The organism is Streptomyces sp. NPDC006512 (assembly GCF_040611935.1).
Classification (GTDB): Bacteria; Actinomycetota; Actinomycetes; order Streptomycetales; family Streptomycetaceae; genus Streptomyces.
In genome coordinates, this window is sequence record NZ_JBEXPG010000018.1 from 1 (window position 1) to 13,050 (window position 13,050).

The following is a 13,050-nucleotide window of genomic DNA, read 5'->3' on the forward strand; positions in this document are numbered from 1 at the left end:
CGCCCGACAAGACGCTCCGGACAAGGCGCCATAAATCATGCCCGCCCCGGACGACCCCCCACCCCGCCCCCGCCCCCGGCCCACCCGCAGCCGCAGCCGCCCCGCCCCGAACCCCCAACGCCCCCGACAGGAGCCCCCGCGCCCATGACACCCGCCACCCCCTCGGACGAGGTACTGCACCGCATCGAGAGCAGCGTCTCCTGGATCACCCTCAACCGCCCCGACGCCATGAACGCCGTCACCTGGGGCCAGCGCGAACGCGTCATCGCGCTACTCACCGAGGCCTCCGCCGACCCCGCCGTCCGCGCCGTCGTCGTCACCGCCACCGGCAAGGGCTTCTGCGCCGGCGCCGACCTCCGCAGCACCGGCCCCACCGCCGGAGGCGACCGCATCGCCGGCGACGTCACCCGCATGATCCGCCTCGGCGCCCAACGCCTGATCACGGCGGTCCTGGACTGCGAGAAACCCGTCATCGCCGCCGTCAACGGCACCGCCGCCGGCATCGGCGCCCACCTCGCCCTCGCCTGCGACCTCGTCATCGCCTCCGAATCGGCCCGCTTCATCGAGGTGTTCGTCCGCCGCGGCCTCGTCCCCGACGGCGGCGGCGCGTACCTCCTCCCCCGCCTCCTCGGCCCACAGAAGGCCAAGGAGCTGCTGTTCTTCGGCGACGCCGTCCCGGCGGCGGACGCCGCCCGCCTCGGCCTGGTCAACAAGGTCGTCCCGGCCGAGGACCTGGAGGCGACGGCCCGCGCCTGGGCGGAGCGGCTCGCCCAGGGCCCGACCCGCGCCCTCGCCCTCACGAAGCAGCTGGTCAACGCCTCCCTGGACGGAGACCGGGCCTCCGCGCTGGCCGCCGAGGCCACCGCCCAGGAGCTGAACATGACCACCGCCGACGCGACCGAGGGCGTGGCGAGCTTCGTGGAACGCCGCACCCCCAAATACCTAGGCCGCTAACCGCACCCGCACCTACAAAGCGACCCCACCCCACCACCCACCCATCCCCCCACCCACAAGCCCCCCTCACATCCGCGGATCAGGCTTCAGCAGCGCGAACACCGCCCCCGCCGGATCGGCGACCCAGCCGATCCGCCCCACCTCCGGGACGTCCGCGGCCGGCATGAGCACCGCCCCGCCCGCCCCCCGCACCGACGCGACGGTGGCGTCGACGTCCGCCACGTGGAAGTACGGCACCCACCGCGCCTCCTCCCCGCCGCCCTCGCCCAGCGGCGCGACCCCGCCGAAGGAGCCGTCCTCCTGATCGCCGTCGGCGGTGCTCAGTACCCGGTACGTCATCCCCGGCGCCTGCATCTCGGCGCTCCGCCACCCGAACAGCCCGGCGTAGAAGCCGATGGCCGCGACCGGGTCGGGTACGTGCAGTTCCGCCCACACGAGGGTGTTCTCGGCGGAGGCGATGCCGAACCCGGCGGTCTTCCCCGGCTGCCAGCAGGCGAACTCCGCGCCCTGCGGGTCGGTGAACTGACCGAGCCAGCCCTCGCCCATGACGTCCATGGGCTCCATCCGCACGACACCGCCCCCGTCCCGCACGGCCTCCGCGGTGGCGCGGATGTCCGGGGTCATGAAGTGCAGCATCCACGCGGACGACGCCCCTTCCTCGGTGAGCGGCCCGAGCGCGGCGACGGTCTTCCCGTCCACCTGGAAGAAGCCGTACCCGCCGGCTTCGGGCCCGGCGGAGACGAACCGCCACCCGAAGACGGCTTCGTAGAAGACGGCGGCCGCCGCGGTGTCGGGGCTGCCGAGGTCGAGCCAGTTGGGCGAGCCGGTACGGAAGTCGGTGCCGAGCATGGGTTCCTCCCTGAGGTACGTCGCTACACGGTCCCGGGCCACGATGCCCCCGCCCGGCGGAGCGACCCGGCACGAGCCGCCCCGTACGCCCCCGGTTCACCCGGACGCCCGAGCCCGGCCCCTCGGCCCGGCCCCTCGGCCCGACCCTCACACCCGGCCCCTCACACCCGTCCCCTCACACCCCGCCCAGCCACCGGCCCCTCAGCCCCCGCCCTCCCTCCGGAGGACCTTCCGCACCCCGGCGTCCGGATCCCCGAGCAGCGCGAACAGTTCGGGCCGCCGGGTCGTGCCCGCGATCCGCCAGGCGGGTGCGGAGTCCGCGCAGGGGCTGACGTCGAGCCAGACCCCGTCCCGGTGCGCCGGCTCGGCGGGGGCCCCGGCCGGCGCTGCCGCCTCGGGGTCGAACGTCCACGTCCCGGCGCCCGTGCAGTACGCCACCCCGCCGTCCGGGCCCGTCACGGGCAGCCCCTCGGCACGCGCCGTGCCGTCCGGCCGGAGCACCAGGCGGGCCCCGTCGCCGGTCCACTCCCCGGCGTACTGGGACGGCGCGAGGCGGGGCGGCCGGTACTCCGGCAGGAGTCCGGCCCGGTCCGCCGCGAGCCCGCCGCCGAGGAGCAGCAGCCCGGCCCCGGTCACGGCCGCGGCCCGGACCACCGTGCCCCACGGCCGGACGTCACGGGTACGGGCGTACCGGGCTGCGAACACCGGGAGCAGTCCGGTGCCTGCCACCCACGCCCAGGTGGCCCCGTAGGGCAGGTCGTACCACCAGCGGCCGGCGGCGGCGTAGAGCGCGGCGAGTGCGACCGTCAGCAGGGCGGCCCAGACGCCGCCCGGTATCCGGCTCCGGCTGCCCAGGGCGTGCGCGGGGCCCGCCACGGGCAGGGCGAACAGGGCCGTGTGGAGGAGGCCGAGTACGGGGAGCAGGACCGGCGCGATGACGAGGAGCCAGGAGACGAGGGTGGTTCCGAAGGCCCCCTCGCCGTGTTCGGGGCCGTATTCGTCCGTGATGCCGGCCAGGACGAAGGCGCCCGCGCCCAGCAGGAGGAGCTGCCCGGCGGCCGTGGCCGCCGCGGCGGGGAGCTCTCTGGCCCACACCGTGGCCGTCGGGCCGTCCGTTCCGTCGTTGCCCATGGCTCCGCCCCCGCACACCGATTTTTTGAACAAGTTCAAGCAATCGGCACCCTACCCCCGTCCGCCGGGCCCGCGCGCACGGCCCTTCCCATCTGACGGGCCGTCAGGTTCAATCGGTGGGGTGATGGGACACGCAGGGATGGCGGCCACCGTCGTCCGATACCTCAGGTCAGCCGGCGCCCCCGCATCCGCGGCCCCGGAGTCCGTCGACGCTCTGCCCCGGCCCGACCTGCGGGCCGTCGGCAGGGACGAGCGCGCGCCCGTCAGCCCCGCCGAGTTCCGGGCCGTCCTCGGCCGGTTCGCCAGCGGGGTCACGGTCATCACCGCGCCGCCCGGCGAGGGCGGGGACGGCCCGGCGGGCTTCGCCTGCCAGTCCTTCGCCTCGCTCTCCCTCGACCCGCCCCTGGTCACCTTCATGGTGGCCCGTACGTCGACCACCTGGCCGCGGATCGCCCGCGCCGGGGTGTTCTGCGTCAACATCCTGGGCGCCGAGCAGGGCGGGCTGTGCCGGGCCTTCGCCGTCAGCGGCGCCGACAAGTTCGCCGGGGTCGCCCACCGCCCGGCGCCGGTCACCGGATCTCCGCAGATCGACGACGTGCCCGCCTGGATCGACTGCCGGATCCACGCCGTCCACACCGGCGGGGACCACCTCATCGTCGTCGGCCGCGTCGCGGCCATGGGCGCCGACGGCGAGGGCGACCCGCTGCTCTTCCACCAGGGCCGCTTCGGCCGCTTCACCCCCTGACCGCGGGCCCCGCGCGCCCGGCCCCGCCGCCTCCGCGAAGGGCGCGGCGGGACCGGAGCCCGTGTCAGAAGGTGAGCACTCCGCGCGCGACCCGCCCGTGGTGGGCGTCGTCCGCCGCCTTGGCGAAGTCCTCGACCGGGTAGACCTCCGTCACCAGCTCGTCGAGCAGCAGCCGGCCCTGCCGGTACAGCTCGGCGTACAGCGCGATGTCGCGCTGCGGGCGGGAGGACCCGTACCGGCAGCCCATGATCGTCTTGTCGAGGTACATGGACGAGACGAGGAACGACGCCTCCTCCTTGAAGCCCGGCACCCCGAGCAGGACGGCCTGCCCGTGCCGGTCCAGGAGGTCGACGGCCTGGCGGATCAGCTTCACGCTGCCCACGCACTCGAAGGCGTGGTCCGCGCCCGTCGGCAGGATCTCGCGCACGGCCGCCGAGGAGTCCGCCACCGCGGAGGCGTCGATGAAGTGGGTGGCCCCGAACCGCCGGGCCACCGCCTCCTTCGCCGGGTTCGCGTCCACCGCGACGATCGCCGTGGCCCCGGCGATCCGCGCGCCCTGGAGGACGTTCAGCCCGATCCCGCCGGTGCCGATGACGACGACCGTCTCGCCCCGGTCCACCTTCGCCCGGTTCAGGACGGCCCCGACGCCCGTCAGCACCCCGCAGCCGATGAGCGCGGCCGAGGTCAGCGGCACGTCCTCGGGGATCTTCACCGCCTGGACGGCCTTGACGATCGTCCGCTCCGCGAACGCCGAGTTCGAGGCGAACTGGAACAGCGGCTTCCCGCCCCGGGAGAAGGGCTGCCCGGGCATGCCGATCGCCTTGCGGCACATCGTCGGCCGGCCGCGGTCGCAGTCCGCGCACGCCCCGCAGTTGGCGAGCGTGGACAGCGAGACGTGGTCACCCGGAGCCACGTGCGCGACCCCCGCGCCGACCGCCTCGACCACCCCCGCGCCCTCGTGCCCGAGCACCACCGGCGGGGGGAAGGGGATCGTCCCGTCGATCACCGACAGGTCGCTGTGGCACAGCCCGGCCGCCTTGACGGCGACGAGCACCTCCCCCGGCCCGGGATCGCGGATCTCCAGGTCGTCGACCACCTGGGCCTGCTTGCCGTCGAACACGACGCCTCTCACCTGGGCTCCTTAGGCAGGCCGAGCACGCGCTCGGCGATGATGTTCCGCTGGATCTCGTCCGAGCCGCCGTAGATCGTGTCGGCCCGGGTGAACAGGAAGAGCCGCTGCCCCTCGTCGAGTCCCCGCTCGTAGGGGACCTCCCGCGACCACGGCCGCGGCCCCGCCGTCGCCTCCGCGCCCCGTACGGCGACCGCCAGCTCGCCGAGCCGCCGGTGCCAGCCGCCCCACAGCAGCTTGGCCACGCTCGGCGCGCCCGGATCCCCGGCGGAGCCGAGCGTGCGCAGGGCGTTCCACCGCATGGTGCGCAGCTCGGCCCACTGCCGTACGAGGCGTTCGCGCAGGACCGGGTCCGGTGGGCCGGAGGCGGCGTGGGCGGCGAGGACGCGTTCCAGTTCGGCGGCGAAGCCGATCTGCTGGACGAGGGTGGAGACGCCCCGCTCCAGGGCGAGCAGGCCCATGGCGACGGTCCAGCCGTTGCCCTCCCCGCCGACGGTCTCCGCCGCCACCGCCCCGTCGAAGAAGACCTCGTTGAACTCGGCGGTGCCCGACATCTGCCGGATCGGGCGGACCTCGATGCGGCCGGGCTGGTCCATGGGGACCAGCAGGAACGACAGTCCCCGGTGGCGGCGGGAGCCGGCCTCGGTGCGGGCGAGGACGAAGCACCAGTCGGCGTCCTGGGCGAGGGAGGTCCAGATCTTCTGCCCGGTGACGCGCAGCAGCCCGTCCGCCGGGTCGCGCACGGCGGCCGTGCGGACGCCGGCCAGGTCCGATCCGGCGTCCGGTTCGCTGTAGCCCTGGCACCACAGCTCCTCGCCGCGGGCGATGCCGGGCAGGTACCGGGCCTGCTGTTCGGGGGTGCCGTGGGCGATCAGGGTCGGGGCGAGGAGGTTCTCGCCGATGTGGCCGACGCGGCCGGGGGCGCGCAGCGCCGCGTACTCCTCCGCCCAGACGACCTGGCCGGTGAGGGAGAGCCGCTGCTGTCCGTACGTGCCGTCGGGGACGTCCCAGCCCTGGCCGATCCAGCCGCCGCGGCCCAGTTCTGCTTCCCAGGCCCGGCGTTGCGCGGTGCCCTCGTGTTCGCTGCCGGGTCCGCCGAGGCCGCGGAGGTCCGCGTACGGGCCGGTGAGGTGGTCGGTGAGCCAGGCGCGGGCGCGGCCGCGCAGTTCCTCGTCGCCGGCTCCGAAGCCGAAGTCCATGCGGTCTCCCCTGTCGGGCGTCTGTCGGGCGTCGGGGCGTTCAGGGGCGGGTGGGGTCAGGCATTGGGGCGGTCCTTGGCGGCGGCGGCCTTCGCCATGGCCTCCAGTTGCGCGAGCATCGGCATCGGGTCGGTGCCGACGGTGCCGGGCAGGAAGTCGGCGATCTTCTCGGGGGTCCAGGCGCCTTCGGCGTACCCGGCGCGCAGTTCGCGCGGCTGGGCCCAGACGGCGATCTTCGGGCCGGCGATCGTGTAGACCTGGCCGGTGATGTTCTCGGCCCGGGCCCGTTCGCTGAGCAGGTAGGTGACGAGGGCGGCGACGTCCTTGGGCTCGCCGATCTCCTTGAGTTCCATCGGGACGTTCGCGGACATCCGGGTGCGGGCGACGGGGGCGACGGCGTTGGCGGTGACCCCGTACTTGTTGAGGCCGAGGGCCGCGCTGCGGACGAGGGAGATGATCCCGCCCTTGGCGGCGCTGTAGTTGGCCTGGGCGACGGAGCCCTGGTGGTTGCCGCTGGTGAAGCCGATGAGCGTGCCCGTGCCCTGTTTGCGCATGACGGCGGAGGCGGCGCGGAAGACGGTGAAGGTGCCCTTGAGGTGGGTGGCGACGACCGGGTCCCATTCCTCCTCGGACATGTTGAAGAGCATGCGCTCGCGCAGGATCCCGGCGACGCAGACGACGCCGTCGATGCGCCCGTACCGGGCGAGGGCGGTGTCGACGATGCGCTGGCCGCCCGCCATGGTGGAGATGTCGTCGGCGACGGCGACGGCTTCCCCGCCGGCGGCGGTGATCTCCTTCACCACCGAGGCGGCGACCTCGCTGGTGGGTTCGCCTCCCTCGATGCCGACGCCGTAGTCGTTGACGACGACCCGGGCGCCCTCGGCGGCCGCCGCGAGTGCCACGGCCCGTCCGATGCCCCGGCCGGCGCCGGTGACGGCGACGACCTTTCCTGCCAAGAAGTTCCCCATGCCGGCCCCTTCCCGCGTTTTCTGACGGACCGTTAGATTCTAGGGGCAGCCCGACGCACCAGCACAAGACCCGGTTGCCCCTCGCCTTTCACAAGGAGCTGATGAGGCCCATGTCCCTGCCCCCGGAGTTCCACGACATCGCCAAGAGCGTCAACAACTGGGGCCGTTGGGGCGCCGACGACGAGATCGGCACGCTGAACCTGATCACCGACGGGGTCGTCCGGGCCGCGGCCGCCGAGATCCGCACGGGCCGCCGGATCCCGCTCGCGCTCCCGCTCAAGGAGGACGGCGTCCAGGCGGGCATGATCCCGGGCCGGATCAACCCGCTGCACACCATGGTCCAGATCAACCAGGAGATCTTCGGCCCGGGCACGGTGGCCTGTAGCGACGACGCCGTGACGATGGGACTCCAGTCCGCCACCCACTGGGACGCGCTGACCCACGTCTCGCACTCGGGGAAGATCTACAACGGCCGCCCCGCCTCCTCCATCACCGCGCACGCGCGCTCCGAGTTCAGCGGCATCGACAAGGCCCGGCACATCGTCTCGCGGGGCGTCCTGCTGGACGTGGCGCGGGCGAAGGGCGTGGACCGGCTGGAGGGGGGTCACGCGGTGACCCCCGAGGACCTGGCGGAGGCGGAGGAGTTCGGCGGGGTCACCGTCCGCGCCGGCGACGTCGTCCTCGTCCGCACCGGCCAGATCCAGGTCTACCTGGCCGGCGACAAGCACGGCTACGGCTTCCCCTCGCCCGGCCTGTCCGTCCGCACCCCGCAGTGGTTCCACGCCCGCGACGTGGCGGCCGTCGCCAACGACACCCTGACCTTCGAGATCTTCCCCCCGGAGATCGAGAACCTGTGGCTGCCGGTGCACGCCCTCGACCTGGTCGAGATGGGCATGCACCAGGGCCAGAACTGGAACCTGGAGGAGTTGTCCACAGCCTGTGCGGAAGAGTCCCGCTACTCCTTCCTGCTCTCCGCGATGCCCGAACCCTTCGTCGGCGGCACCGGCACCCCGGTCGCCCCGGTGGCCGTCCTCTGACCGGCCCTCGCGACGACCGCCCACGATGCCCGGTTTGCGCCACAGGACCGGCGGCGAGCCCGCGAGGGGGCCGGCGGGCGGGGGAACCCGGGCCCGGCAAGGGGAGCGGGGCCGGGCCGGCGGGCGTACGACGCTCCGGGCGGCGGGCGGGCGGGTCACGGGCGGGGTTCCTGGGGCGGGGGACCCCCTGAGGTATGCACACAAGAGCCCCCTGGAGGCTGATTCCGCCCTTCAAGACCAGTGGTGACCTTCGAAAGGATGGGTTGCGCGTCTCCAGGCCACCGCTACGAGCGGGTGGCTTCCGGACCGCCGAATCAGAGGGGTTCCACCATGTCACCGCGCAAGATCCTGGCGATGATGACCGCGACCGCGGCCCTGATCGCAGGCCCCGTCCTGACCGCCCACGCCTCCGCTTCCACCTCGGCCCCCGACTCCGTGACCGCCACCGACACCGCCTCCGCCTCCGCCCGGTCCGTCTACGCCGCGCAGGCGCGCGGGGCGGGGCTGACCGCCCCGCAAGCGGCCCGGCTCCAGCAGCAGGTGGATGCCGTCCTCGCCAAGGACCCGGCGGCCCGCCAGGTCTCCGCGAACCGGCTCACCACCGCCGGCGGCACCCTGACCCTCGCCGCCCCGGGCCGGCCGGAGGCCCGCGACCTGGCCGCCCCCGACACGGCGCTGGCCTGCGGGAACGGCCACCTGTGCATCACGGACGGCCGGGGCGACACCTACGACTTCTACAGGTGCGGGTACTACGACTTCTGGGGCATCGGCGACGGCACCTTCAACAACAACCAGACCCCGGGCACGCGGGCCCGGTTCTACAACGAGAACGGCAGCGAACGCTGGTCGAACGTCGCCAAGGACACCGGCACCGCCTCCTGGACCCCCGTCTACCACATCCGCCCCTGCTGACCCCCTGAGCAACGGCCCAGCCGCACAACGGCCGGGTCAGCGCAGTCAGCGCAGCAGCACCGGCAGGCTGCGCGGCCCGCGGTGGCGGGGGTTGCTCCGCCACCGCGGGCCCACCGCGGGGTCCGCCGGCCGCAGGTCCGGGTAGCGGCGCAGCAGCGCGTCGAAGGCGATGCGGGCCTGGAGGCGGGCCAGGGGCGCGCCGAGGCAGTGGTGGATGCCGTGTCCGAAGGCGAGGTGGCCGCCCGCGTCGGGGCGGGCCGGGTCGAACCGGTCCGGCGCCGCGAAGACGGCCGGGTCCCGGTTGGCCGCGAGCAGGCCGATCTGTACGAAGTCGCCGGCCGGGACGGTGACTCCGCCGATCGTCACGGCCTCGGCGGCGTAGCGCGTCGTGGCGACGGCGAACGGGCTCTCGTGGCGCAGCACTTCCTCGACGAGCGGGCCGGTTCCGGCGGGGTCGGCGCGTACGGCCGCGAGCCGGCCGGGGTGGGTGAGCAGGGCGTGGACGCCGTTCGCGATCAGGTTGGCGGTGGTCTGGTGCCCGGCGACCACCAGGAGGAACGCCATGGAGGTGATCTCCTGCTCGCCGAGCCGGTCGTCCGCCCCGTCGTGGACGTGGACCAGCGCGGACAGCAGGTCGTCGCCGGGGTGGGCGCGTTTGTGCGCGACCAGGTCGCGGATGTGGCCGGCCATCGCCACGGCCGTCTGCGGTGACACCTCCCCGTCGCCCTCCTCCCCGGACAGCTGGGCGGCCCAGGCGCCGAGGACCTCCTCCGTTCCGCCGGTGGCCCCGAGCAGGTCGAAGACCACGGCGAGCGGGAGCGGGATCGCGAACCCGCCGACGAGGTCCACCGCCTCCCCGGCTGCGCCGCGCCGCTCCAGCCCGTCCAGCAGCCGTTCGACGTGGCCCTCGATCACCGGCCGCAGCCCGGCCACCCGCCGCGCGGTGAAGGCCCGTTGGACCAGTCCGCGCAGCCGGGTGTGCCGGGGCGGGTCGGAGTTGAGCATGTGCGAGGTCAGGGCCCGCCCGGGCCCGTCGCCCCCGCCCCGGCGGGCGGCGTACGCCTCGGTGGCGGCGTTCTTGTGGAGGCGGGGGTCGGTGAGGGCGGCCCGGCAGTCGGCGTACCCGGTCACCATCCAGCCCTCCAGGGGGACCTCGCCGGGGATCAGCACCCGGTGTACGCCGCCGCCGCGCTCGCGCCAGTTCCGGTACGCGGGGTGCGGGTCCTGGAAGAACCCCTCGGGCACGGCCTCGGGGGGCGGTGCCTCAGCCGGCACGGCGGCGCCCTCCGGGCACGAGCCGTACGTCCGCCACCCCCAGGAGCCCGACCTGCGGCACCTTCGCCCTGCGCTGGGCCGGGTCCACCTCCAGTCCGGCGCCGCGCACCAGGTCCAGCAGCAGCTCCGCCAGCGGCATCACCATATGCCGGCCCCAGCAGCGCTCGGAGGAGTGCCCGAAGGGGAGGTAGCCGGGCGCGGTCTCGGGGTCGAGGTGGTCCCACCGTTCGGGCAAGAACACGTCCGGGTCGTCCCACAGCGCGGGGTCCCGGTGGGAGAGCAGCGGCAGGACGAGCACGTCGTCCCCGGGGCCGATCCGCGCGTCGAGGGCCGGGTACTCGGGCGAGGCGAGGCGCAGGATGTTCCAGGACGGCGGCAGCAGCCGGGCGGACTCGTGGATGAGGTTGCGGTTCGGGACGCCGTCGTCGAAGGGCGCGCCGAGCCACAGGGCGTTGGCGACGAGGGTGGACACGGTGAAGCAGACGGGGGCCGCCGTCCTGCGGTACATCCCCATGGCGTGCCGGCGGTCCTGGTAGCCGTCGGCTTCTTCCAGCAGTGCGGAAATTCCGCTGGGCTTCCCGCCGGTCCGCCCGCGTCGGGGAATTGCCGCGGCGGCCGCGATGACGGACCAGGTGAGCAGCGGTGTGAGTTCGAGATTCCGGCTCATGAGAATGCGGAGCCGTTGCGGGTCGCTTCCGAGAATGAGGTCGCGCAGGAAGTAATGGCCGGTGTGCGGCCAGGATCCGGCGAGTTCCACGTCCTTCGGGAGGGGCTTCTCCAGTGCCTCCCGTACGTCGCGGCCTATGAGGCGCATGAGCGCGGCGGCCTCGCCGCGCTCGATGGAGCGGCCGTGCAGCGGCTTGAAGGTGGGCCGTTCGGTCTCGGTGGCCCGGCGGGCGGCGAGGATCCGGTCGGACAGCCCGGGGCCGGCGACGCCGATGGTGTCGGGCTCCAGCCGGAAGGCGTCCTTGCCGGTGTGCTCGCGCAGCAGGGCGGCCAGCCGGGGCGCGAACTCGGTGGTGCGCACGGCCGGCAGGGAGGTGAGGGACATGCGGGAACTCCGATGGGGGCGACCGGTGGAGGGGGCCCGGCCGGCGCGGTTCCGGGCCGTCGGCGCCGCCCCGGCCGCGCGCGGGCCGGGGCGGCCGTGCCGGTCTAGTACCAGATGTACCAGGCGCTCTTCTTGAGGCTCTGCCGACCGGAAACAGCGTGACGGATGGCGAAAAGCATCTTCATCGCGGTACCCCTTCCCTCTGTATGGCTCGTGGCCGTATTACGGGTCGCGGAGCGGCGTCGAATTCCGCCCTTCCGGTGGGAAGAGTCGTCCGGCGGCGCCCCGTTGAGAATGCGCGGCCACCATAGACATGCAACTCGCCTCGGATCAATGGGTGTTGAATCTTTATGTCTCGATCTCCAAAGCCCTTTCCGGCCACGGCCTATGCGTTCCGGCCGGGCCGGCCGCGTACGGCCCGTCCCGGGTCAGGGGAGCCGGATGGCCCCGGCGGCGTCGAGGACGATCGGCTCCGGGTCGGGGTCCTCGTAGAAGCGCAGGCTGCCGACCGGGCCGGCGGGGCCCGGGACGTGCGGGGCCAGGGCGGCGAGGAAATACTCCACGTCCGGCCGGATCTCCGCGTGGATCTCCTGCCGGGCGGTGAGCCGCCAGCCGTCCGGGGTGCGGGTCAGGTCGGCGTGGCAGGTCCCGCCGACCCGGTACGCCGGGCCGCGCCCCTGGAGCACGTTGACGGCGTACGCCCCTTCCGGCCCCTCGTCCCAGTCATCGGACGCGTCGGCGTACGCGTCGCCGTCGGGCTCCGGCGTCAGGTGGCGGGCGACGAGGTCGAGCACCCACTGCGGGGTGGCGGCGTCGAGGTCGAGGGCGAGTTCCAGGGCGTAAAGGTCGGCCATGGGCCCGATCGTACGGCGCGGCCCGCGCGGCGCAGGGGCCGGGAACCTGCGGGTGGCGGCGTGCCTCCGTGCACGCCCCGAGCGCGGCACGGCAGCCGCCACCCCGCGACCCGCACTCGTCAAGGCTGGACCCTTGGCGTCCCCTCGCGACGAATCGCTCACCACAAGGGTGATCAACCCGTGACGAACCGTCAACACCTCGTTAGAGGTACACGCGCGGTTCCCGGTGGCGGGCAAAGTTTTCGCCGGGTCCGGCCTCGCGCGGCTCCGCCCGGTCGATCTCGCACCAGATCCGCTTGCCCGCGCCCTCGCGCTGCCAGCCCCACCGGTCCGCCAGCCCGTCCACGAGCTCCAGCCCGCGCCCGCCCGTGTCGTCCCCGGCGGCCTGCCGCCGGGCCGGCGCCCGGTCGCTCGCGTCGGCCACCTCGACCCGCACCCCGGGGCCCCCGAACAGCATCCGCAGCACGGCCGGACAGCCCGTGTGCACGACCGCGTTCGTGACCAGCTCGGAGATCAGCAGGATCAGCGTCTCGGCGAGCGGCTCGTCGTCCCCTATCCCGGACCCCGCCAGCCTGGACCGCGCCCACCGGCGCGCCCGGCCCACCTCGGCGGGGTCCGGTCCTACCTCCAGCTGTACCTGAAGCACCTGCACCGCTCACACCATCCGAACCGGCGGACACTTCGCCTCGCGACGGGATGGGATCACCGACCGTGATCCCCGTGCTGTGCAGCATGGTTGACATACAGTCACCACAACAAGCGCTTCGGGCATATTCCAGCGCGAAGAAGTAGGCGTGGTGCATACTGTGCGACGCTCGCGCCGCTCAACCGCTCGCATTCGTGGGAGCGTACCGGAGCCCACCCCTGCCTCCGGCCCGGATCGGGGTGGGCGTAGGACACAAACCGATATCAACTCTCCGTAATCGGACATGCGTCCCGCCCTGTC

At 73.9% G+C, this 13,050-nt stretch carries 14 protein-coding genes; 4 read left to right on the plus strand and 10 right to left on the minus strand.

What is annotated here, in order from left to right; all coding sequences use genetic code 11:
• Positions 1-144: 144 nt before the first annotated feature.
• Positions 145-954: an enoyl-CoA hydratase-related protein gene (locus ABZZ17_RS14635; protein WP_356875755.1), complete on the plus strand. Its 810-nt coding sequence runs from the start codon at positions 145-147 to the stop codon at positions 952-954.
• Positions 955-1,020: 66 nt separating this feature from the next.
• On the opposite strand, the gene ABZZ17_RS14640 is transcribed toward ABZZ17_RS14635, so the two are convergent.
• Positions 1,021-1,803, minus strand: coding sequence for a VOC family protein (locus ABZZ17_RS14640; protein ID WP_356875756.1), 783 nt, complete (start codon positions 1,801-1,803; stop codon positions 1,021-1,023).
• A 201-nt stretch (positions 1,804-2,004) separates the two neighbouring features.
• Positions 2,005-2,973 (minus strand): hypothetical protein, encoded by a 969-nt coding sequence (locus tag ABZZ17_RS14645; protein WP_356875758.1) that lies wholly within the window; start codon positions 2,971-2,973, stop codon positions 2,005-2,007.
• A gap of 100 nt (positions 2,974-3,073) precedes the next feature.
• On the opposite strand from ABZZ17_RS14645, the gene ABZZ17_RS14650 reads away from it, so the two are divergent.
• Positions 3,074-3,679 (plus strand): flavin reductase family protein, encoded by a 606-nt coding sequence (locus tag ABZZ17_RS14650; RefSeq protein ID WP_356875990.1) that lies wholly within the window; start codon positions 3,074-3,076, stop codon positions 3,677-3,679.
• A 64-nt stretch (positions 3,680-3,743) separates the two neighbouring features.
• Here the strand turns inward: ABZZ17_RS14650 and ABZZ17_RS14655 are convergent, their stop codons facing one another.
• The 3 genes from ABZZ17_RS14655 to ABZZ17_RS14665 are packed head-to-tail and all read right to left on the minus strand — an operon-like array spanning position 3,744 to position 6,975.
• Positions 3,744-4,811: a Zn-dependent alcohol dehydrogenase gene (locus ABZZ17_RS14655; RefSeq protein ID WP_356875760.1), complete on the minus strand. Its 1,068-nt coding sequence runs from the start codon at positions 4,809-4,811 to the stop codon at positions 3,744-3,746.
• The gene (locus ABZZ17_RS14660) at positions 4,808-6,007 is read right to left on the minus strand and encodes an acyl-CoA dehydrogenase family protein (RefSeq protein ID WP_356875762.1); all 1,200 of its coding nucleotides are present in this window, start codon (positions 6,005-6,007) and stop codon (positions 4,808-4,810) included. The genes ABZZ17_RS14655 and ABZZ17_RS14660 overlap by 4 nt, the downstream gene beginning before the upstream one ends.
• 56 nt (positions 6,008-6,063) lie before the next feature.
• Complete coding sequence (locus ABZZ17_RS14665; RefSeq protein ID WP_356875764.1) at positions 6,064-6,975, minus strand: SDR family NAD(P)-dependent oxidoreductase; 912 nt, start codon at positions 6,973-6,975, stop codon at positions 6,064-6,066.
• A 110-nt stretch (positions 6,976-7,085) separates the two neighbouring features.
• On the opposite strand from ABZZ17_RS14665, the gene ABZZ17_RS14670 reads away from it, so the two are divergent.
• Together ABZZ17_RS14670 and ABZZ17_RS14675 are read left to right on the plus strand one after the other, a co-directional pair.
• Positions 7,086-8,012, plus strand: a complete 927-nt coding sequence (locus ABZZ17_RS14670) for a cyclase family protein (protein ID WP_356875766.1) — start codon at positions 7,086-7,088, stop codon at positions 8,010-8,012.
• A gap of 330 nt (positions 8,013-8,342) precedes the next feature.
• A complete protein-coding gene (locus tag ABZZ17_RS14675; protein ID WP_356875768.1) occupies positions 8,343-8,924 on the plus strand; it encodes a hypothetical protein in 582 nt (193 codons plus the stop codon).
• Positions 8,925-8,969: 45 nt separating this feature from the next.
• Here the strand turns inward: ABZZ17_RS14675 and ABZZ17_RS14680 are convergent, their stop codons facing one another.
• The 5 genes from ABZZ17_RS14680 to ABZZ17_RS14700 all read right to left on the minus strand — a co-directional run bounded on the left by ABZZ17_RS14680 (position 8,970) and on the right by ABZZ17_RS14700 (position 12,756).
• Complete coding sequence (locus tag ABZZ17_RS14680; RefSeq protein ID WP_356875770.1) at positions 8,970-10,199, minus strand: cytochrome P450; 1,230 nt, start codon at positions 10,197-10,199, stop codon at positions 8,970-8,972.
• A complete protein-coding gene (locus ABZZ17_RS14685; RefSeq protein WP_356875772.1) occupies positions 10,189-11,250 on the minus strand; it encodes a cytochrome P450 in 1,062 nt (353 codons plus the stop codon). The genes ABZZ17_RS14680 and ABZZ17_RS14685 overlap by 11 nt, the downstream gene beginning before the upstream one ends.
• Before the next feature lie 104 nt (positions 11,251-11,354).
• Positions 11,355-11,435 carry a tryptorubin family RiPP precursor gene (locus tag ABZZ17_RS14690; protein WP_356875992.1) on the minus strand — a complete coding sequence of 27 codons (81 nt, stop codon included), beginning with the start codon at positions 11,433-11,435 and terminating at the stop codon, positions 11,355-11,357.
• 243 nt (positions 11,436-11,678) lie between these two features.
• Positions 11,679-12,104 carry a hypothetical protein gene (locus tag ABZZ17_RS14695; RefSeq protein WP_356875774.1) on the minus strand — a complete coding sequence of 142 codons (426 nt, stop codon included), beginning with the start codon at positions 12,102-12,104 and terminating at the stop codon, positions 11,679-11,681.
• 202 nt (positions 12,105-12,306) lie between these two features.
• The gene (locus tag ABZZ17_RS14700) at positions 12,307-12,756 is read right to left on the minus strand and encodes an ATP-binding protein (RefSeq protein ID WP_356875776.1); all 450 of its coding nucleotides are present in this window, start codon (positions 12,754-12,756) and stop codon (positions 12,307-12,309) included.
• Positions 12,757-13,050: the final 294 nt, after the last annotated feature.

Coding starts and splice junctions, on each gene's coding strand:
- ABZZ17_RS14690 (WP_356875992.1), bottom strand. CDS start 11,435: ATGAAGATGCTTTTCGCCATCCGTCACGCTGTTTCCGGTCGGCAGAGC.
- ABZZ17_RS14660 (WP_356875762.1), bottom strand. CDS start 6,007: ATGGACTTCGGCTTCGGAGCCGGCGACGAGGAACTGCGCGGCCGCGCC.
- ABZZ17_RS14695 (WP_356875774.1), bottom strand. CDS start 12,104: ATGGCCGACCTTTACGCCCTGGAACTCGCCCTCGACCTCGACGCCGCC.
- ABZZ17_RS14670 (WP_356875766.1), top strand. CDS start 7,086: ATGTCCCTGCCCCCGGAGTTCCACGACATCGCCAAGAGCGTCAACAAC.
- ABZZ17_RS14640 (WP_356875756.1), bottom strand. CDS start 1,803: ATGCTCGGCACCGACTTCCGTACCGGCTCGCCCAACTGGCTCGACCTC.
- ABZZ17_RS14650 (WP_356875990.1), top strand. CDS start 3,074: ATGGCGGCCACCGTCGTCCGATACCTCAGGTCAGCCGGCGCCCCCGCA.
- ABZZ17_RS14675 (WP_356875768.1), top strand. CDS start 8,343: ATGTCACCGCGCAAGATCCTGGCGATGATGACCGCGACCGCGGCCCTG.
- ABZZ17_RS14635 (WP_356875755.1), top strand. CDS start 145: ATGACACCCGCCACCCCCTCGGACGAGGTACTGCACCGCATCGAGAGC.
- ABZZ17_RS14685 (WP_356875772.1), bottom strand. CDS start 11,250: ATGTCCCTCACCTCCCTGCCGGCCGTGCGCACCACCGAGTTCGCGCCC.
- ABZZ17_RS14665 (WP_356875764.1), bottom strand. CDS start 6,975: ATGGGGAACTTCTTGGCAGGAAAGGTCGTCGCCGTCACCGGCGCCGGC.